Below are 19,123 nucleotides of genomic sequence, written 5' to 3' on the forward strand. Positions count from 1 at the left end.
TCCGTACGGAAGGCGACGGCCCGTCGTCGTGAAGCGGGGGACGGCAGTCCCCTCCTCGGCCCGGTCGTCGGCGGCGGATCAGCCGAACCAGATGCCCAGCTCGCGCTCGGCCGAGAGGGTCGAGTCGGAACCGTGCACGAGGTTCTTCTGGACCTGCTCGCCCCAGTCGCGGCCGAGGTCGCCGCGGATGGTGCCCGGGGCGGCGGTGGTCGGCTCGGTGGCGCCGGCGAGGGAGCGGAAGCCCTCGATGACGCGGTTGCCGGTCACACGGGCGGCCACCACCGGGCCGGAGCCCATGAACTCCACGAGCGGCTCGAAGAACGGCTTGCCCTCGTGCTCCTCGTAGTGCTTCACCAGCATCTCGCGGGTGGGGGTGAGCATCCGCAGCTCGGTGATCACGTAGCCCTTCGCCTCGATGCGGGCGAGGATCTGGCCGGTCAGGCCGCGCTCGACGCCGTCCGGCTTCACCAGGACCAGGGTCTCTTCGTGGTTGTGGGTCACAGGGGTCTCCTTCGACGAGGGGGACATCGGTTCCTCGGACCAGCGTAGTGGTCCACAGCGGCAGGGCCGACGGCTCAGGCGCCGTGCTCGTCCTCCCATTCGGCCTGCAGGCGGTCGCGCTCCCGGTTCTCCACGTCCATCCGTCGGCCCTTCACCACCGCATACCACCACGCCAGGGCGAACAGCGGGCCGATGACGAACATCGAGTACTCCCAGAAGCCCGAGAGGACCAGCACGAGCTGCAGGAGCCAGCCGACGGCGATTCCGGCAGGCTTCCGGATGATCGCGCAGGTGAGGACCGCGACGACGGCCAGCAGCGAGTAGCCGACGATGAACCACACGGCGTGGTCCTCGGCCTGGTTCAGCCCGAAGATCGTCATGCCCAGGAAGAACAGGACGATCGCCTCCAGGCACAGCACGGAGGAGGCGAACAGCGCCTGGATGGACCGGCGCTTCTTCTTCATGCCGGGGCGCCAGGCCTGCTGGGACCTCGTCTCGCGGGCAGGGCGCCAGTCCTCGGAGCCGAAGCCGGCGTCGGAGGAGTCGGGGGTGTGCGCCATGTCAGCGGCCTCCGTCCGTGTCGTCGTCCAGGACGTCGAGGACCTCGGGGTCCACGGCGTCCTCGTCCTCGTCGTCCAGGCCGACCGCGCCGAGCAGGTCGGCGGGGTCGATGCCGCGGGCCGCCACGGTCACCGGGCCGGGCGCCGCGGGGGCGCCGAGCAGGTGGCGGACGTCCGCGGCGAGGGTGATCGAGCCGATCGCCAGCACGCCGCCGCCGGTGCCGTGGGCCAGCGCGTCCGCGGAGGTGTCCACGGCCTCCGCGCGGCCGACGGCCCATTCGAGGGCGTCCGGCACGGACTCGGTGACGAACAGGTCCTCCTCCGGCCAGCCGGCGTCCAGCGCCGTCTGGGCCAGGTCGACGGCCGGGACGGCGCGCGGCGACGAGGACTGGGTGACGGCCACATCCTCCACGAGGTCGCCGAACTCCCGGTACAGCGTCTCGAGCATGGAACGGGCGTCCTTGTCCTCCAGCACGCCGACCACCAGGGACAGACGGGTCAGCCCGAAGGACTCCTTCACGGCGCGGGCCGAGACGCGCACGCCGTCCGGGTTGTGGGCGGCGTCCACGATGATCGTCGGCGCCGCCCTCAGCACCTCGAGGCGACCCGGACTGGTCACCTGGGCGATGCCCTCACGGAGCAGCTCCGCCTCGAGCGGCTTCTCGCCGCCGCCGAGGAAGGCCTCGAGCGCGGCCACGGCGACCGCCAGGTTCTCCGCCTGGTGTTCGCCGTAGAGCGGGAGGGTGAGGTCCTCGTACTCGCCGGCGATGCCGCGCACCGACACCTGCTGACCCCCGACGGCTAGGGCACGGGAGGTCACACCGAACTCGACGCCCTCGAAACGGTAGGGCACGCCCGCGGCCTGCGCTGCCTCGAGCAGCACCTGGGCCGCGTCCCGATCCTGGGCGGACGAGACGAGGAACCCGCCGGGCTTGATGATCCCGGCCTTCTCCTCGGCGATCTCCGCCTCCGTCTCCCCGAGCAGGTCCGTGTGGTCCAGGCTGATGGGGGTGACCACGGCGACCTTCGCATCCGCCACGTTGGTGGCGTCCGTGATGCCTCCGAGGCCGACCTCCAGGACGACGACCTCCACCGGCTCGTCCGCAAACACCGCGAAGGCGAGCGTGGTGACGGCTTCGAAGTAGGTCAGGGGCGGCTGACCCGCGGCCTCGAGCTCGGCGTCCACGAGCTCCACCATCGGCAGGATCTCCGCCCAGATGCGGACGAAGACCTCGTCCTGCACCGGCTCGCCGTCGATGCTGATGCGCTCGGTGACCCGCTCCAGGTGCGGCGACGTGTACCGGCCGGTGCGCAACCCGTAGGAGCGCAGCACCGCCTCGATCATCCGTGCCGTGGAGGTCTTGCCGTTGGTGCCGGTCAGGTGGATGACCGGGGCGGCGTGCTGGGGGTCGCCCAGCAGCGCCAGCACCCGGCGCATCGGCTCCATGCGCGGCTGCATCCTGTTCTCCGGGGCACGCGCGAGCAGGTCGCGATAGACCCCCTCGACATCGCGCGGGGCGTCCACGTGGCCCTGTGCGGGGTCCATCATGCGTCCGCCTTCTCCACGGTGACGGCCACGGTCCTGGTGGCATCGTCCGCGGCGTTGCTGCGCGGGTCCGCGGCACCGGAGTCCTCCACCACGAGGTCCGTGGTGAGGGTCTCGCGGCAGATCAGCTCGCGGTGCACCTGCAGGGCGGCGGCCACGGCCGACGGTGCCGAGATGACGGTGCGCACCCGGTCCGCAACGTCCAGGCCGGCGTTCTTGCGCGCCGACTGGACGGCGCGGACGACGTCGCGGGCGGTGCCCTCGGCGGCGAGCGCCTCGGACACCTCTGTGGTGAGCACGAGGAAGCCGGAGGTGCCGGACAGCACGCCGACCGCGGTGCCCTCCGGGGCGCCGGAGGTGACGGTGCGCAGCTCGTAGAGCTCCGGCGCCAGGGTGACGGGGCCGTCGTCGAGGTTCACCTGGAGGCCGGAGGCGGTCTCCTCGTAGGAGCCGGCGTCCACGGCCTTCTTGATCAGCGGGACCTGCCGGCCGAACGCCTTGCCCAGCTCGCGGAAGTTCAGCTTCAGCTCGGTGCCGATGCCGTACTCGGCCACGGCCTCGGCGGTGAGCTCGGAGAGCGTCACGTCCTTGAGGTTCAGCTCGTCCGCGATGATGCGCGCGAACGTGCCCTCCAGACCGGCGGCGTCCGGGACCACCACGGACAGGTTCGCCAGCGGCAGGCGCACGCGGCGGTTCGCGCCCTTGCGCAGCGCCGAGCCTGCCGAGGCGATGGCACGCACGGCGTCCATGCGGGCGATCAGGGCGTCGGCCTCGTCACCGTGGGGGAACAGGTCCGCGTCCGGGTAGTCGGTCAGGTGCACCGAGCGGCCGCCGGTCAGGCCGCGCCAGATCTCCTCCGTCACCATCGGCAGCAGCGGGGCGGCGGCGCGGGTGAAGGCCTCCAGCACCGTGTACAGCACGTCCATCGCCTCCGTGTCCTCGGCGAAGAAGCGCTGCCGGGAGCGGCGGATGTACCAGTTGGTCAGGGTGTCCATGTAGGTGCGCAGGGCGTCGCAGGCGTCCGAGACCTCGTAGGCGTCCAGAGCGGTCTTCACCTCGCGCAGCATGGTGCCGGTGGTGGCCAGGATGTACTGGTCCAGCGGGTCCGAGGCGGAGTGCTTCAGCCGGGCACGGTAGCCCTCCGGGCGGGTGCCCCCGGCGGTGGCCGTGTTCGCGTACAGGCTGAAGAAGTGCCATGCGTTCCACAGCGGCAGCTGCACCTGGCGCACACCCTCGCGGATGCCCTCCTCGGTGACGATCAGGTTGCCGCCGCGCAGGATCGGCGAGGCCATCAGGAACCAGCGCATGGCGTCCGAGCCGTCGCGGTCCAGGACCTCGTTGACGTCCGGGTAGTTGCGCAGGGACTTGGACATCTTCTGGCCGTCCGAACCCAGCACGATGCCGTGCGAGATCACGTTGGAGAACGCCGGGCGGTCGAAGAGCGCGGTCGCCAGGATGTGCAGCGTGTAGAACCAGCCCCGGGTCTGGCCGATGTACTCGACGATGAAGTCCGCCGGGTGGTGGGAGTCGAACCACTCCTTGTTCTCGAAGGGGTAGTGCACCTGCGAGTACGGCATGGAGCCGGAGTCGAACCACACGTCCAGCACGTCCTCCACGCGGCGCATGGTGGCACCGGCGGCCGCGGCCTGGGGATCCGGGTGCGGGCGGGTGAGGTCGTCGATCCACGGGCGGTGCAGGTCCACCTCGCCGTCGGCGTTCACCGGCAGACGGCCAAAGGCCTCCTCCAGCTCGGCCAGGGAGCCGTAGACCTCGGTGTGCGGGTAGTCCGGGTGGTCCGAGACCCACACCGGGATCGGGGAGCCCCAGTAGCGGTTGCGGGAGATCGACCAGTCACGGGCGTTCTCCAGCCACGTGCCGAACTGGCCGTGCTTCACATTGCCCGGGATCCAGTTGATGTCCTCGTTGTGGGCAAGCATCCGGTCCTTGAACTCCGTCACACGGACGTACCAGGAGGTGATGGCGCGGTAGATCAGCGGAGTGCGGCAGCGCCAGCAGTGCGGGTAGGAGTGCTCGTAGGAGGCCTCGCGGAAGACACGGTCGGCCGCGCGCAGGGCCCGGACGATGGTCATGTTGGCCTCGAACACCTGGACGCCGGCGATCTCCTTCAGGACTCCCCCGCCGTTCTCCTCCTTGCCGAACAGCGGCAGAAACCTGGCGCCCTCGTCCACGGAGAGGACCACCGGGATGCCGGCGGCCTCGCAGACGCGCTGGTCGTCCTCACCGTAGGCCGGGGCCTGGTGGACCACGCCGGTGCCGTCCTCGGTGGAGACGTAGTCGTCCACCAGCAGCTGCCAGGCCTTCTCGGTGCCGTACTCCTCGGTGTCCGCGAAGTAGGTGAACAGCGGCTCATAGCGCAGGCCGCCCAGGGTGGCGCCGGTGTGGGTCTCGGCGACGGCGTCGAGGGCCGCACCGGCGTCCTCGTAGCCGAGCTCCTTGGCGTGGGCCCCCACGAGGTCCTCGGCGAGCAGGAAGCGCTCGGCGTCGATCGCCGAGCCCTTCGGTCCGGCCGGCACCACCGCGTAGGAGACCTCCGGGCCTACGGCGAGCGCCGCGTTGGTCGGCAGGGTCCACGGGGTGGTGGTCCAGGCGACCACGTGCACGCCGGCGAGCGCGGCGGCGGTCTCGGCCGAGGCGGAGCCGCCGTCGACGACCTCGCCGGTCAGCGGGAAGGACACGGTGACCGAGGGGTCCTGGCGCATCTTGTAGACGTCGTCGTCCATGCGCAGCTCGTGGTTCGAGAGCGGAGTCTCGTCCTTCCAGCAGTACGGGAGGACGCGGAAGCCCTGGTAGGTCAGGCCCTTGGAGTGGAGGGACTTGAACGCCCAGAGCACGGACTCCATGTAGTCCGGGGTGAGGGTCTTGTAGTCATTGTCGAAGTCCACCCAGCGGGCCTGGCGGGTGACGTAGTCCTGCCACTCGCGGGTGTACTTGAGCACGGACTCGCGGCAGGCGTCGTTGAACTTGTCGATGCCCATCTGCTCGATCTGGGCCTTGTCCGTCATGCCCAGCTGCTTCATGGCCTCGAGCTCGGCGGGCAGCCCGTGGGTGTCCCAGCCGAAGCGGCGCTCGACGCGGCGGCCCTGCTGGGTCTGGTAGCGGGCCACGAGGTCCTTCACATAGCCGGTGAGCAGGTGGCCGTAGTGCGGCAGGCCGTTGGCGAAGGGCGGGCCGTCGTAGAAGACGAACTCGTTCGGGGTGCCGTCCTCGTTCTGGGCGGCGCGGGCGTCGATCGAGGCCTGGAAGGTGCCGTCCTCATCCCAGTACTTGAGGATGCGCTCCTCGATCTCCGGGAAGCGCGGGGAGGCGGCGGCGCCGGAAGCGGGGTCGGTGGAGGCGAGAGGGTACACGAGGCGTCCTTTGCGGTCCTTGGCTGCGTGGGGGTCTGCTCCCGGCGGGAGCCGGCTGCCGGCCCGGGTGGAGCCGACGGTGCCGCTGCTGCAAGGACGCTCGCCGCGGTGCACGCGCCGGGACGTCCCGGGGCTCATGCTCCGCGCGGCGGGCGCGGTACCACCCTGCTTGCCGTCCGCTCCGGCGGTGAGTGCCGGGCGCGGGCGACCGCTCGTGACTGCTGTGACGGGCTTACCCGTCCGGTTCTACTGGGGACCTGCGCTGAGCGTGGGCTCGGCTTCGCGCGGCTGCATCCGTGCGGGTGAGTCCGCGCGGATGCAGGGAGCGAGGCGGTGCCGGTCCTGTTCTTCCGGAGGCTCGCCGGTGATGGCCGGGTCGACGCCTGTGCGCACCAGTGTAGAGGATGCACGCGGTGTCCTCCTCGCTCTGGTGCCCTCCTCGCTCTGGTGCCCTGTGCCTTCATTCCGATGCAGAGCACTCCTCGCTCCGGTGCCCAGTGCCTTCATTCCGATTCAGAGCACTCCTCGCACGCTCTTCTTCGGAACGAGCACGCCTGATTCGCGGCACGCCCGCACCCTGTGGCCTCGTTCCGATCCGAAGCCGCTCTCGCGCGCTCCGATTCCGATCGACGCCGCTGGAGTGGGTGGGCAGCGGACACCGGACCTGAACCCTTCGATCCGATCCAGAGCCGCTCTCGCACGCGCTGTTTCGTGTCCCCGCCGGGCGTCAGGAGGCTACCCCGTCCTGGTCCTCTCCTCCACAGGTACGACGACGTCCCCTGAACGCCGCATGTCACCGTGAGTTCTCCACAGATCGGCCTGCCTCTGGGGCTGCGGCCTCCTGGTTCTGGCAAGACTGGCCCGACGATGCCGGCGATGCAGAACCGCAGCTGAGGAGGCCGACCATGACACTGCTGATCACCGAGGACTCGAGACTACGGGTATGGCGCGAGACCTGGGCGGAAGCGACGGCAGAGACGGGCTCGCCGATTCTGACCGCCGGAAGCTCCTCTGCGTGCGGGTGGAAGGACCGACTCCGCAATGGCTTCCTGCGCGGGGAGCTGGTACGCCTGGCCCACGGCGCGTACGTACCGCTGGATCTCTGGCAGAACTCCCGTCGATGGGACCGGGAGAAGTTCTGCATCATGGCCGTCGTGCGCACACGTCGCGCTGCCCCCGCTGTACTCACCGGTACCACGGCACTGATGCTCCATGGCCTGCCGCTGGGCAGACACCTGCCTCACGTCGAGTTGGTGGCCCGCGGGCAGGGACGAGCGAAGCCGGCACCCCGCATCGAACCGTTCGCAGCCCCGGAGCGCAGTCTGAGGCTCATGGCCGGCTTGCACGCCGCATGCAGTGACGCAGAAGGCGATCCCCCGGCACTTCCTGGCACGAATCCTTCACTGTGGACGCCGGTCCGCCATCGATACCGGGCCCGGAGCGAGGACGAACAGGATCGACCGACCGTCCGTCTGCCCGTCACACTCTCGGATGGCACGGTCATCGGGGAGGTCACGGCGGAGTCCCTTGCACCGGCCCTCGCTGTCGGGCTGAAGGAGACGACGGCCAGCGAGTCGCTGCCCGTTCTGGACGCCCTCGCCTTTCGAGGCGTGGACGAGTCAGGACTGCTTGTCGGGCAGGCTCCGCCGCCCCCTGAAGACAGACGTGTCCCCCACGGTTCGGTGCCTGCAACGATCACGGCCGACGCCGTCGTGACGTCCGCCGTCGAGCTGGCGCCGACACGGGCCGCCGGGCGACGCCTCAAGCAGGACTGGAAACACGCCTCGCCCCTGGCCGAGTCTGCTGGAGAGTCCGTCAGCCGCGGCCGGATGATCGAACTCGGCTTCGAGGTGCCTGAGCTGCAGGTCGCCGTGTCCGATGCCGACGGGTTCATCGCACGCGTGGACAGTCTCTGGCGGGAGCGGGGCATCGTGGGAGAGTTCGACGGCATCGGCAAGTACGACGTGGACGCGCACGCGAATGCCGAGGAACGGCGGCGTTATCTGCGCCGGCAGCAGGATCGGGAGATCCGCCTGCAGCGTGTGTGCTCCCAGGTCCTGCACTGGACCTGGCGTGATGTGCAGGATCCTGCTCGGCTACGCCGACTGCTCGACGGAGCGGGGGTGCCCCGGACGGCGCGACGGTGATCGCTAGGCCCGGTGTCTCACGACGTCGTTCCCCGTGCTTCATGACTTCGATCCGATGCGAAGCACCTCTCGCATGCTCCCGATCGGATCGAAGTCTTCAGGGACGGCGGGGTTGCCGGCACCGATGTCTTCGTTCCGATTCGGAGCACGCGACGCACGCTCTGGATCGGAACGAAGGCACGTGTACCTGGTCAGCACCCGCCGAGCAGCCCCCGCGCCCAGCCCCCGCGCACAGCCCCCGCGCACAGCACCCGCCGCGCAATCCCGGGGCTCACCCTTTGCACCTCACCCCTTGCGGATCACCTTGTGCTGGGCGGCCTGGGCCACGGGACGCAGAACGATCTGGTCCAGGTTCACGTGGTGCGGCAGCTCGACAGCGTGGACGCACACCTCGGCGACGTCCTCGGCGGTGAGCGGCTTCTCGACGCCGGCGTAGACCTTGTCCGCGGCGGCCTGGTCGCCGCCGAGGCGCATGAGGGAGAACTCCTCGGTGTGCACCATGCCGGGCAGCACCTCGATCACGCGCACGTTGTGCTCGGCCTCCTCCAGGCGCAGCGCCCCCGTCAGACCGTGCTGGCCCATCTTCGCGGCGTTGTAGCCTCCGCCGCCCTCATAGGCGGTCACAGCAGCGGTGGAGGTCAGGTTGAGCACGGTGCCCTCGCCGTGGGCGCGCAGCATCGGCAGGAACGCCTTGCACATGGTCAGGGTGCCCAGCACGTTGACGCGGTACATCCACTCCCACTGCTCCAGGTCGCCGTCGCCCACCGCGTCCGTGCCACGGGCGCCGCCGGCGATGTTCAACAGGGTGTCCGCGCCACCGTCCTCGGTCACGCGCTCCGCCAGACGGGCCACCGCGTCCGCATCGGTCACGTCCAGCGCGCACGGGATCAGCAGGCCCGGCACGTCCTCCTCCACGCCCTGCGCCTGCAGCTGTTCAAGCCGCTCGGCGCGGCGGCCCACGGCGTAGACGCGCCAGCCGCGGCGGGCCATCTCGAGGGCGGTGGCCCGGCCGATGCCGGTGGTGGCGCCGGAGACGACGGCGCCGCGGGCGGAGGAGGACGAGGACTGCTGCACGGGCGACTTCTGCACCGAGGACTGCTGCACGGCGGACTCCTGGGACTCGCGGACGGTGGTCATGGCCACAGCCTACGCGGGTGAGCCTGCCTGCCAGGGCGAGGCGTCGCCGTCGGGACGGGCGCTCACATGACAGGATGGACCGCATGGCTGACAAGACCCCGGGCACAGACACGCCCGTCACCGAGTCCACCACCGCCGCGACCACCGAGGCACGCACCGTCTCGGTCCCGGACCGCCCCGCCCTGGAGGGCCTCGAGGAGAAGCTGACCGCCCGCTGGGCCGAGGAGCGCACCTACGCGTTCGACCCGGAGACCACGCGCGAACAGGTCTACTCCATCGACACTCCGCCGCCGACCGCCTCCGGCTCCCTGCACGTGGGCCATGTGTTCTCCTACACGCAGACCGACGTGCTCGCCCGCTACCAGCGCATGAACGGCAAGAACGTCTTCTACCCGATGGGCTGGGACGACAACGGCCTGCCCACTGAGCGCCGCGTGCAGAACTACTACGGCGTCCGCTGCGATCCCGCCAAGCCGTACGTTCAGGGCTACCGCCCGCCGGAGAAGCCGGCGAAGAACCAGCGGGACTGGGACGTGGTCTCCCGGAAGAACTTCATCGAGCTCTGCGAGGAGCTCGCCGTGGAGGACGAGAAGGTCTTCGAGGACCTCTTCACCCGCCTCGGCCTGTCCGTCGACTGGGACATGACCTACCGGACCATCGACGACGTCTCCCGCGCCGTCTCCCAGCGCGCCTTCCTGGCCGGCATCGCCTCGGGTGACGCCTACCTGGCCGAGGCCCCCACCATGTGGGACGTCACCTTCCGCACCGCCGTGGCCCAGGCCGAGCTCGAGGACCGTGAGGTCCCCGGTGCCTACCACCGCTACGCCTTCACGGCAGCCGACGGTGAGCAGGTCTTCATCGAGACCACTCGCCCCGAACTGCTGGCCTCCTGCTCCGCCCTGGTCGCCCACCCGGACGACGAGCGCTACCAGCACCTGTTCGGCACGACCGTCACCTCCCCGCTGTACGGCGTTCAGGTGGAGGTCTTCCCGCACCCGCTGGCCAAGCAGGACAAGGGCTCCGGCATCGCCATGGTCTGCACCTTCGGCGACCTCAACGACGTCACCTGGTGGCGCGAGCTGCAGCTGCCGACCCGCACCCTGATCGGCCGCGACGGCCGCTTCGCCGCCGACACCCCCGAGTGGATCACCACGGACGCCGGCCGGCAGGCCTACGCGGACACCGTGGCCGGCAAGACCGTGTTCTCCGCCAAGCAGGGTGTGGTGGACGCGCTCACCGCGGCCGGCCTGCTGGACGGGGAGCCGAAGAAGATCATGCACGCCGTGAACTTCTACGAGAAGGGCGACAAGCCGCTCGAGGTCGTGACCTCCCGCCAGTGGTACATCCGCAACGGCGGCCGCGACGCCGACCGCCGCGCCGAGCTCATCGAACGCGGCCGCGAGCTGGCCTGGCACCCGGAGCACATGCGGCACCGCTACGAGAACTGGGTCGACGGCCTCAACGGCGACTGGCTCGTCTCCCGCCAGCGCTTCTTCGGCGTGCCGATCCCGGTCTGGTACCCGCTGGACGCCGAGGGCGAGCCAGACTACGAGAACCCGATCCTCCCGGCCGACGACCAGCTCCCCGTGGATCCGGCCGCCGAGGCCGCCCCGGGCTACTCCGAGGACCAGCGCGACGTCCCCGGCGGCTTCACCGGCGACCCGGACGTCCTGGACACCTGGGCCACCTCGTCGCTGACCCCGCAGATCGTGGGCCGCTGGTCTCGGGACGAGGCGTTCTTCACCAACGTCTTCCCGTTCGATCTGCGTCCGCAGGGGCACGACATCATCCGCACCTGGCTGTTCTCCACCGTGGTGCGCGCCCACGCCCTCAACGGCTCCGTGCCGTGGACGGACACCGCACTCTCCGGCTGGATCCTGGACCCGGACCGCAAGAAGATGTCCAAGTCCAAGGGCAACGTGGTGGTCCCGACCGACATCCTGGACCAGTTCGGCTCGGACGCCGTGCGCTACTGGGCCGCCTCTGCGCGCCTCGGCGCGGACACCGCCTACGAGGTGGCGCAGATGAAGATCGGCCGCCGCCTGGCCATCAAGCTGCTCAACGCCTCCAAGTTCGTCCTCAACCTGGGCGCCACCGAGTCCTCGGTGATCCGCTCGGCCGAGGACGCCGCGGCCGTCACCAACCCGCTGGACGCCTCCCTGCTGGCCCGCCTGGCGGCCACCGTGGAGCAGGCGACCCGGGCGTTCGAGGCCTACGACTACGCCCGTGCCCTCGCTGTCACCGAACAGTTCTTCTGGGCCTTCACGGACGACTACGTGGAGCTGGTGAAGGACCGCGCCTACGGCGGCCAGGGCGAGGCCGAGCAGGCGTCCGTCGTGACCACGCTGGCCACCACCCTGGACGCCCTGCTGCGCCTGCTGGCACCGTTCCAGCCGTTCGCCACCGAGGAGGTGTGGAGCTGGTGGCGTGCCGGCTCCGTGCACACCGCCGCGTGGCCGGGTGCCGCGGACGAGGCCGCCGCCCTGTCCTCCGCCGCCTCCGCCGGCGACGCCGAGGTCCTGCCCACCGTGGCGCAGGTCCTCGGTGGCGTGCGCAAGTCCAAGTCCGAGGCCAAGGTCAAGCAGCGCACTCAGGTGCGCTCGGCCGTGGTGACCGGCCCGGCCGAGTGGCTCGAGAAGCTGCGCCGTGGCCTGGCGGACCTGAAGGCGGCCGGCAACATCGCCGACCTCACCCTCACTGAGGGCGCCGCCGGCGAGTCCGCGCCGCTGACCGTCTCGGACGTGGAGCTGGCCCCGGCCGAGGACGCCTGATCCTCCTGCCCCGCTTCCGGTGCCCTTCCCTCAGGTTGTGGAACCACGACGACGGCCCCGTCACCTCCTCGAGGTGACGGGGCCGTCTTCCTGGCGCCAGGATCAGTCGAACTGCGGCGTCGTGTCCCGGGCGCGCTTGATCTCGTAGAAGTACGGGTAGCGGGCCAGGGCCAGCGAGGCGTCGAAGATCTCGCCGGCGGTCTCGCCGCGCGGGATGCGGGTGAGGACCGGGCCGAAGAAGGCGACGCCGTCGAAGGCCACCACCGGGGTGCCGACGTCGTTGCCCACGAGGTCCTCGGCCTCCTTCTGGGCCTCGCGGAGCTTCGCGTCCAGGGCGTCGGACTCGGTGGCGGCGAGGATCGCGTCCGCGTCGTGGCCGAGCTGATCGGCGGCGGCGCGCAGCACGGCCGGGTAGTCCTTGTCCCCCTCGTTGTGGATGCGGGTGCCCAGGGCGGTGTACCAGTCGGCCAGGGCCTCGGGGCCGTAGGTCTCGCGCACGTGCATGGTGGCGCGGCCCGGGACGAGGCCGGCGTCGGTGTGCTTGCGGTAGTCCGGGTCCAGGTCGCGGCCCTCGTTCAGCATGTACAGGGACATCTGCTTGAACTCGACCTTCACGTCACGGACCTTCTCCACCTCCAGGATCCACCGGGAGGTGATCCAGGCGAACGGGCAGGTCGGGTCGAAGTAGAAGCCGACGGTGGGAGTGTTCTCGGTCATGCTGGGGTCCTTCCTTCGTGGGGCCGGCGGACCGGCCCCGGGGCGGGCGTCTTTCGGTCTGGTCAGGCGGACTCGTCCCGGCGGGAACGCTCGACGTCCGCCGGGATCAGCGTGGGCTCGGCGCCGTCGCAGACGACGTCCCCGGTGATCACCACGGCACCGATGTCCGTCCGGGAGGGCAGGTCGAACATGACGGGCTTGAGCACGTCCTCCATGATCGAGCGCAGGCCGCGGGCGCCGGTGCCTCGCGCCACGGCCAGCTCCACCACGGCGTCCAGCGCGTCGTCATCGAACTCGAGGTCCACACCGTCCATGAGGAACATCTTCTGGTACTGCTTCACCAGCGCGTTCTTCGGCTCGGTGAGCACCTTCACGAGCTGGTCGTGGGTGAGGTCCTCCACCGCGGTGATCACAGGCAGGCGGCCGATGAACTCCGGGATGAGGCCGAACTTGAGCAGGTCCTCGGGGCGGACGTCCGCGTAGGAGGTCTCGCCGTCCCCGAGATGGCTGAGCGGCGCACCGAAGCCGATGCCCTTGCGTCCGGCACGGGAGCCGATGATCTCCTCGAGTCCCGCGAAGGCGCCGGCCACGATGAACAGCACGTTGGTGGTGTCGATCTGCAGGAACTCCTGGCGCGGGTGCTTCCGCCCACCCTGAGGCGGCACGGAGGCCACGGTCCCCTCGAGGATCTTCAGCAGTGCCTGCTGCACGCCCTCGCCGGAGACGTCACGGGTGATCGACGGGTTCTCGGACTTGCGGGAGATCTTGTCGATCTCGTCGATGTAGATGATGCCCTGCTCGGCCTTCTTCACGTCGAAGTCCGCGGCCTGGATGAGCTTGAGGAGGATGTTCTCCACGTCCTCGCCCACGTAGCCGGCCTCGGTGAGGCTGGTCGCGTCCGCCACGGCGAACGGGACGTTCAGCTGGCGGGCCAGGGTCTGGGCCAGGTAGGTCTTGCCTGAGCCGGTGGGGCCCACGATGAGGATGTTGGACTTGCCGACCTCCACGTCCGCGAGGTCCGTCCGCTCCGAGAAGCGGTCCGCGGACTCCGCGCCCCTGGACTGCGGGCTCCGGACGCGCTTGTAGTGGTTGTACACGGCCACGGCGAGGGAGCGCTTGGCGTTCTCCTGGCCGATCACGAAGCGGCCGAGGTGGTCGAAGATCTCCTGCGGAGTCGGCAGGACCATCTCGTCCGACTCGCTGACCTCCCCGAGCTCCTCTTCGATGATCTCGTTGCAGAGCTCGATGCACTCCTCGCAGATGTACACACCGGGCCCCGCGATGAGCTTGCGGACCTGCTTCTGGCTCTTGCCGCAGAACGAGCACTTGAGCAGATCGGCGCTCTCTCCGATGCGTGCCATGGAACGGGACTCCTCCGGGTCTGACTGCAGTGTGCGGGTCCGGGCCCAACGGGTCGGGGCCGGACGTGTGCGGCGCGGACCTCACCGGTCCGGCAACGGAGCCGCAGGGCTCCACGCGTACGAACCAGGATACGACCCGGTCCGGACACGACAGCGAATCGCAACGGCCCCGGACCGTGCACCGGCAGCGCACGGCCCGGGGCCGTCGTCGTGGTGTCCTGCGCCGGGCGGGACCGGCCGGTCCCGCCCGGACGCCGGTCAGGCGGACGGGCGGGTGATCTTGCGGGAGGACAGCACCTCGTCCACCAGGCCGTACTCGAGCGCGGCCTGCGCGGAGAGGAACTTGTCACGGTCGATGTCCCGGGAGACCTCCTCGGCCGACTTGTCAGTCAGCGAGGCGAGGGTCTCCTCCATCCAGACGCGCATGCGGTTGATCTCCTGCGCGTGGATCTCGAGGTCGGTCGCGGTGCCGCGGTCGCCCTGCATGGCCGGCTGGTGGATCATCACGCGGGCGTTCGGCAGCGCGAGGCGCTTGCCCGGCGCACCGGCGGCCAGCAGCACGGCGGCGGCGGAGGCGGCCTGGCCCAGGCACACGGTCTGCACCTCGGGGCGGATGAACTGCATCGTGTCGAAGATGGCGGTCATCGCGGTGAAGGAACCGCCCGGGGAGTTGATGTACAGGGTGATGTCGCGCTCGGAGTCCATGGCCTCGAGCACGAGCAGCTGCGCCATCACGTCGTCGGCCGAGGCGTCGTCCACCTGCGAGCCGAGGAAGACGATGCGGTCCTCGAACAGCTTGGCGTAGGGGTCCTGGCGCTTGAAGCCGTACGGGGTGCGCTCCTCGAACTGCGGGAGGATGTAGCGGGCATCCGGAGTGGGCTGGGAGGGCTTCGCGGTCGGGAGCCCGGCGGTGAAGTGGTTCATGACTGTGTCTCCTGGAAGGTCGTGGGTCCGCGGGCGTGGCCTCAGGCCTGCATGCCTCCGCCGCCGGAGACGGCGGTGGAGCGCTCGGCGATGTGGTCGATGAAGCCGTAGTCGAGGGCCTCCTGCGCGGTGAACCACTTGTCACGCGCGTTGTCCTCGAGGATCGTCTCGACCGACTGGCCGGTCTGCTCCGCGGTGAGCTCGGACATGACCTTCTTCATGTGCAGGATCAGCTGCGCCTGGATGCGGATGTCCGATTCGGTGCCGCCGATGCCGCCGGAGGGCTGGTGCATCAGCACGCGGGCGTGCGGGGTCGCGTAGCGCTTGCCCTTGGTGCCCGAGGAGAGCAGGAACTGGCCCATGGAGGCGGCGAGGCCGGTGGCCACGGTGACGACGTCGTTCGGGATGAACTGCATCGTGTCGTAGATGGCCATGCCGGCGGTCACGGAGCCGCCCGGGGAGTTGATGTAGAGGTAGATGTCCTTCTCCGGGTCCTCCGCGGAGAGCAGGAGCATCTGCGAGCAGATGGCGTTCGCGTTGTCGTCGCGCACATCCGAGCCGAGCCAGATGATGCGCTCCTTGAGCAGACGGTTGTAGATGTAGTCCTCGCGCTGCGCCGGGTCCACCGACTGCATCCGGGGGGTGATGTCCGTCATCACGGGTGCCTTCCTGTTGGCCTGCCGGGTGGGGCTCTGCCGACCGCTCCCTCAGGGGCGGACGCAGGCCCGGTATCTGGCTCGAGCCTACTCATCCGTGCCGCGCCCGTGGGGGCACGGCGGACCATTTCGCTGTTGGCGCATGGTGGGCGCCCGGGCCGCCGCGGCGACGCGCCCGCGGTCGCCGGGGCGGACACCGCACGACGACGGCGCCGCACCTCCCGTACGGGCGGTGCGGCGCCGTGCGTCTCGGCCTCGTCCCCTCACGCCGAGGGGACCACGCGGATCAGGCGTCCTTCTCGTCGGCCTTCTTCTTGGCAGGGGCCTTCTTGGCGGCCGGCTTCTTGGCAGGGGCCTTCTTCTCGCCCTCGTCCTTCTTGGCCGGCTTCTCCTCCTCGGCCTTCTCGGCGTCGGCGGCGTCCACGGCCTCCTGGCCGCCCGGGGTCACGAAGGCGGTGAGGTCCACGGCCTTGCCGTCCGTGTCCTCCACCTTCGCGTACTCGAGCACCTTGGCCAGCGCCTTGCGACGGCGGACCTCGCCCATGATCATCGGAACCTGACCGGCCTGGTCCAGCATCATGGCGAACTGATTCGGGTCCATGCCGTACTCGGAGGCGGTGGCGATGATGTACTCGATCAGCTCGCCCTGGTCGACCGAGACCTCCTCGGCGTCCGCCACGGCGTCGAGGATGACCTCGTTCTTGAACGCCTCACGGGTGTTCTGCTCGAGCTCGGCGCGGTGCTCCTCGGTGTCGTGGTCGTCACCGGCGGTGTGCCCCTGGGAGTTGAAGTGCTGTTCCAGCTGCTCGGCGATCACGGCGTCCGGGACCGGCACCTCGACGAGCTTGACGAGCTCCTCGAGGACCTTGTCACGGGCCTCGACGCCCTGACGGTTCTGCGCGGCCTCGGCGGCCTGCTTCTTCAGGTCCTCCTTGAGCTCGGCCACGGTGTCGAACTCGGAGGCCAGCTGGGCGAACTCGTCGTCGACCTCGGGCAGCTCGCGCTCCTTGACGGCCTTGAGGACCAGCTTCACGGTGGCCTTCTCGCCGTCGTGCTCGCCGCCGTTGAGGGTGGTCTCGAAGGTGGCGTCCTCCTCCGCGGACAAGCCGTCGAGGGCCTCGTCGATGCCCTCGAGCATGGTGCCGGCGCCGACCTGGTAGGACAGGCCCTCGGCGGCGTCGACCTGCTCACCGTCGACGGTGGCGGTCAGGTCCATGGTGACGAAGTCGTCCTTGGCGGCCGGACGGTCCACGTCCTTCAGGGTGCCGAAGCGGGCGCGGAGCTGGTCCAGCGCCTCCTTCTCGTCCTCCTCGGTGGCAGAGGACGGCTCGACCGTGACCTTCAGGCCCTTGTAGTCCGGCAGCTCGATCTCCGGGCGGACGTCGAACTCGGCGGTGAAGGTCACCGGGTCCTCGCCCTGGGCGCTCGGGGTGCCGGTGACGTCGACCTCGGGACGGGAGATCGGGGTGACCTCGGCCTCCGCGGCGGCCTGCTGGAACCAGGTGTTCAGGCCCTCGTTCACGGCGGTGTCCACGACGACCTCGCGGCCGAAGCGCTGGTCGATCAGACGCGCCGGCACCTTGCCCTTGCGGAAGCCCGGGATCTGGACCTGATCGGCGATGTCCTTGTACGCCTTGTCCAGAGCCGGCTTCACCTCCTCGAAGGGGACCTCGACGGCCAGCTTCACGCGGGTGGGGCTGAGGTTCTCTGCGGTGGTCTTGACCACGGATGGCTCCTGTAGGGGTCGGTGTCTGTACGGAATGTCAGGGAAGAGTCGGGGTGACAGGATTTGAACCTGCGGCCTCACGCTCCCAAAGCGCGCGCTCTAGCCAAGCTGAGCTACACCCCGGATCGCCTGCGGGACGCGGGTGGACCCGGTCCGTCCCGCCAGAGGCATGACGTCCTTGACGCAGCCTGCCGGTCGGCAGACTGAGCCAGACTACCGCGCCGCGCCGTCACAGGGAAAATGTCCGCGTTGGAGGCCAGGCAGCGGCCGCAGGGCGTTCGGGAGCCGTCAGCGGCCGGTGCGGGGCGTCTGCTTGTCGGCCGCCCGGTCTGCGGCGACGGTGACGACCACACCGGCGTTGCGCTCCACCATGCCCGGCAGGAACGCGCGGGTGACCCAGTACGGAGCGAGCGCGTTGACCTCGAAGGTGCGGCGGATGCCTGCCTCGGTCGCCTCCGTCAGCGGGGCACCGGTGACCACGCCTGCGTTGTTCACGACGACGTCCACCTCCGGGCTCTGCCGGCTCGCCTGGGCCACGGCGTCGGTGGAGGTGACGTCCACGGCGACGGCGAGCGCCTCGGCTCCGCGCACACGCACCTCAGCGGCGACGGCCTCCGCGGACTCGGCGGCCACGTCCCAGACGATCACCTGGGCCGCGGTGCCTCGGGGCACCGGCGTCACGTGCTAGTGTGGACGCCGTTCCGCTTGAGAGGGCGGCGCCGTGGGGATGTAGCTCAATGGTAGAGCCCCAGTCTTCCAAACTGGTTACGCGGGTTCGATTCCCGTCATCCCCTCCAGAAATCACGAGCCGACTGCGCTGCGGCTCCGTTGCCGACGAGGCCGCCCCTGTGCAGGATGGGTCCCATGGGGAGCACCGAGCAGACTCGTCGGAACGCATCGGGCAGATCCATCCACCGGCCCTGGCATCGTCGGGTCGTGGAGGACGACACGCAGCGTATGGTCCTCCTGTCCCTGCTGGCAGGTGTCGTCGCGGCGGGTCTGAGCACCCTGGTGATCCTCCCGCCCCTCGGCGCTGCGCTGGGCCTCGGCGACGCCCGCCCCCACACCTGGATGACCGGGCTGATGACGCTGTGTCTGATGTGGTCGATCTACTGCGCGCTGAACGTGCTGGTGCTGCACTGGTGGCTCGGCCGCCGGGACTCGGAGGACCTGCACACGCTGCTGCGCACGCACTCCCGCGGACCGAAGGAGTCCCTCAACCCTCTCGGCTGGCGCGCCCTGGTGCTGGGCGAGTCCAGCACGCTGGGCAACACCGCCACGTTCTCGATGATGGCGATGCTCGTGGTGGTCGTCTCGATGTGGATGCCCGAGGCACGGTCCGTGCCGACCATGCGCGTCCTGGCGGTGGTCACGGTCCTGGCGTCCTGGACGAGCATCGTCCTGGCCCAGGCGCTGCGCTATGCCCGCCTGGCCGCCCAGCACGATCCGGAGCGGCCACGGGCCGCGGGCGAGTCCTGCGCGCCTCCGATCCGCTTTCGCGGCTCCGACGCCCCGGTGTTCTCGGACTATGTGTCCCTGTCCCTGACGCTGTCCACCATGATGGGTGCCCAGGACGTCGTGTTCTCCGGGCGCGCCGCCCGTACGGCCGTCCGGGAGCATGCGATCGTCGGGTTCCTCTTCAACTCGATGATCATCGCAGCGCTGGCCTCGCTGCTGCTCACCGTCACTTGAACGGGTCCTGCCGCCGG

General features: G+C 70.0%; 14 protein-coding genes and 2 tRNA genes. 4 read left to right on the plus strand and 12 right to left on the minus strand.

Features of this window, described 5'->3' with window-relative positions; genetic code table 11:
• Positions 1-78: 78 nt before the first annotated feature.
• The 4 genes from ndk to ileS form a co-directional block, all read right to left on the minus strand.
• Positions 79-501, minus strand: a complete 423-nt coding sequence (gene ndk / locus HMPREF2863_RS04045; protein WP_227718786.1) for a nucleoside-diphosphate kinase — start codon at positions 499-501, stop codon at positions 79-81.
• A gap of 74 nt (positions 502-575) precedes the next feature.
• Positions 576-1,061: a DUF4233 domain-containing protein gene (locus tag HMPREF2863_RS04050; RefSeq protein ID WP_070638165.1), complete on the minus strand. Its 486-nt coding sequence runs from the start codon at positions 1,059-1,061 to the stop codon at positions 576-578.
• Position 1,062: 1 nt separating this feature from the next.
• The gene (locus tag HMPREF2863_RS04055) at positions 1,063-2,610 is read right to left on the minus strand and encodes a bifunctional folylpolyglutamate synthase/dihydrofolate synthase (protein WP_371327617.1); all 1,548 of its coding nucleotides are present in this window, start codon (positions 2,608-2,610) and stop codon (positions 1,063-1,065) included.
• Positions 2,607-5,975, minus strand: coding sequence for an isoleucine--tRNA ligase (gene ileS / locus HMPREF2863_RS04060; RefSeq protein WP_070638169.1), 3,369 nt, complete (start codon positions 5,973-5,975; stop codon positions 2,607-2,609). The genes HMPREF2863_RS04055 and ileS overlap by 4 nt, the downstream gene beginning before the upstream one ends.
• Positions 5,976-6,880: 905 nt before the next feature.
• On the opposite strand from ileS, the gene HMPREF2863_RS04065 reads away from it, so the two are divergent.
• Entirely contained in the window at positions 6,881-8,122 is a 1,242-nt protein-coding gene (locus HMPREF2863_RS04065) for a hypothetical protein (RefSeq protein WP_070638172.1), read from the plus strand.
• Between the two features lie 285 nt (positions 8,123-8,407).
• Here HMPREF2863_RS04065 and HMPREF2863_RS04070 read toward each other — a convergent pair whose 3' ends face one another.
• Entirely contained in the window at positions 8,408-9,112 is a 705-nt protein-coding gene (locus HMPREF2863_RS04070) for an SDR family oxidoreductase (RefSeq protein ID WP_246828821.1), read from the minus strand.
• Between the two features lie 230 nt (positions 9,113-9,342).
• Between HMPREF2863_RS04070 and valS the strand changes: the two genes are divergently transcribed.
• Complete coding sequence (gene valS, locus HMPREF2863_RS04075) at positions 9,343-12,030, plus strand: valine--tRNA ligase (RefSeq protein WP_070638175.1); 2,688 nt, start codon at positions 9,343-9,345, stop codon at positions 12,028-12,030.
• A 102-nt stretch (positions 12,031-12,132) separates the two neighbouring features.
• Here the strand turns inward: valS and HMPREF2863_RS04080 are convergent, their stop codons facing one another.
• From HMPREF2863_RS04080 to HMPREF2863_RS04110, 7 genes are all read right to left on the minus strand, one after another.
• On the minus strand, positions 12,133-12,747 hold the full coding sequence (locus HMPREF2863_RS04080) for a mycothiol-dependent nitroreductase Rv2466c family protein (protein ID WP_067190205.1): 615 nt from the start codon (positions 12,745-12,747) through the stop codon (positions 12,133-12,135).
• Positions 12,748-12,809: 62 nt separating this feature from the next.
• On the minus strand, positions 12,810-14,108 hold the full coding sequence (clpX, locus tag HMPREF2863_RS04085) for an ATP-dependent Clp protease ATP-binding subunit ClpX (RefSeq protein ID WP_070638179.1): 1,299 nt from the start codon (positions 14,106-14,108) through the stop codon (positions 12,810-12,812).
• A 258-nt stretch (positions 14,109-14,366) separates the two neighbouring features.
• Positions 14,367-15,032 (minus strand): ATP-dependent Clp protease proteolytic subunit, encoded by a 666-nt coding sequence (locus HMPREF2863_RS04090; RefSeq protein WP_070638182.1) that lies wholly within the window; start codon positions 15,030-15,032, stop codon positions 14,367-14,369.
• 41 nt (positions 15,033-15,073) lie between these two features.
• Positions 15,074-15,688, minus strand: coding sequence for an ATP-dependent Clp protease proteolytic subunit (locus HMPREF2863_RS04095; RefSeq protein WP_174520639.1), 615 nt, complete (start codon positions 15,686-15,688; stop codon positions 15,074-15,076).
• Between the two features lie 286 nt (positions 15,689-15,974).
• A complete protein-coding gene (gene tig, locus HMPREF2863_RS04100; protein ID WP_070638185.1) occupies positions 15,975-17,414 on the minus strand; it encodes a trigger factor in 1,440 nt (479 codons plus the stop codon).
• A gap of 48 nt (positions 17,415-17,462) precedes the next feature.
• A tRNA-Pro gene (locus HMPREF2863_RS04105) sits at positions 17,463-17,537 on the minus strand.
• Between the two features lie 165 nt (positions 17,538-17,702).
• Positions 17,703-18,086: an SDR family NAD(P)-dependent oxidoreductase gene (locus tag HMPREF2863_RS04110; RefSeq protein WP_246828819.1), complete on the minus strand. Its 384-nt coding sequence runs from the start codon at positions 18,084-18,086 to the stop codon at positions 17,703-17,705.
• A gap of 51 nt (positions 18,087-18,137) precedes the next feature.
• Between HMPREF2863_RS04110 and HMPREF2863_RS04115 the strand changes: the two genes are divergently transcribed.
• Positions 18,138-18,211 (plus strand) — tRNA-Gly (locus tag HMPREF2863_RS04115).
• A 139-nt stretch (positions 18,212-18,350) separates the two neighbouring features.
• Positions 18,351-19,106, plus strand: coding sequence for a DUF1345 domain-containing protein (locus HMPREF2863_RS04120; protein WP_245232175.1), 756 nt, complete (start codon positions 18,351-18,353; stop codon positions 19,104-19,106).
• Positions 19,107-19,123 lie beyond the last annotated feature (17 nt).

It is taken from the genome of Micrococcus sp. HMSC067E09 (assembly GCF_001812555.1).
GTDB lineage: Bacteria > Actinomycetota > Actinomycetes > Actinomycetales > Micrococcaceae > Micrococcus > Micrococcus lylae.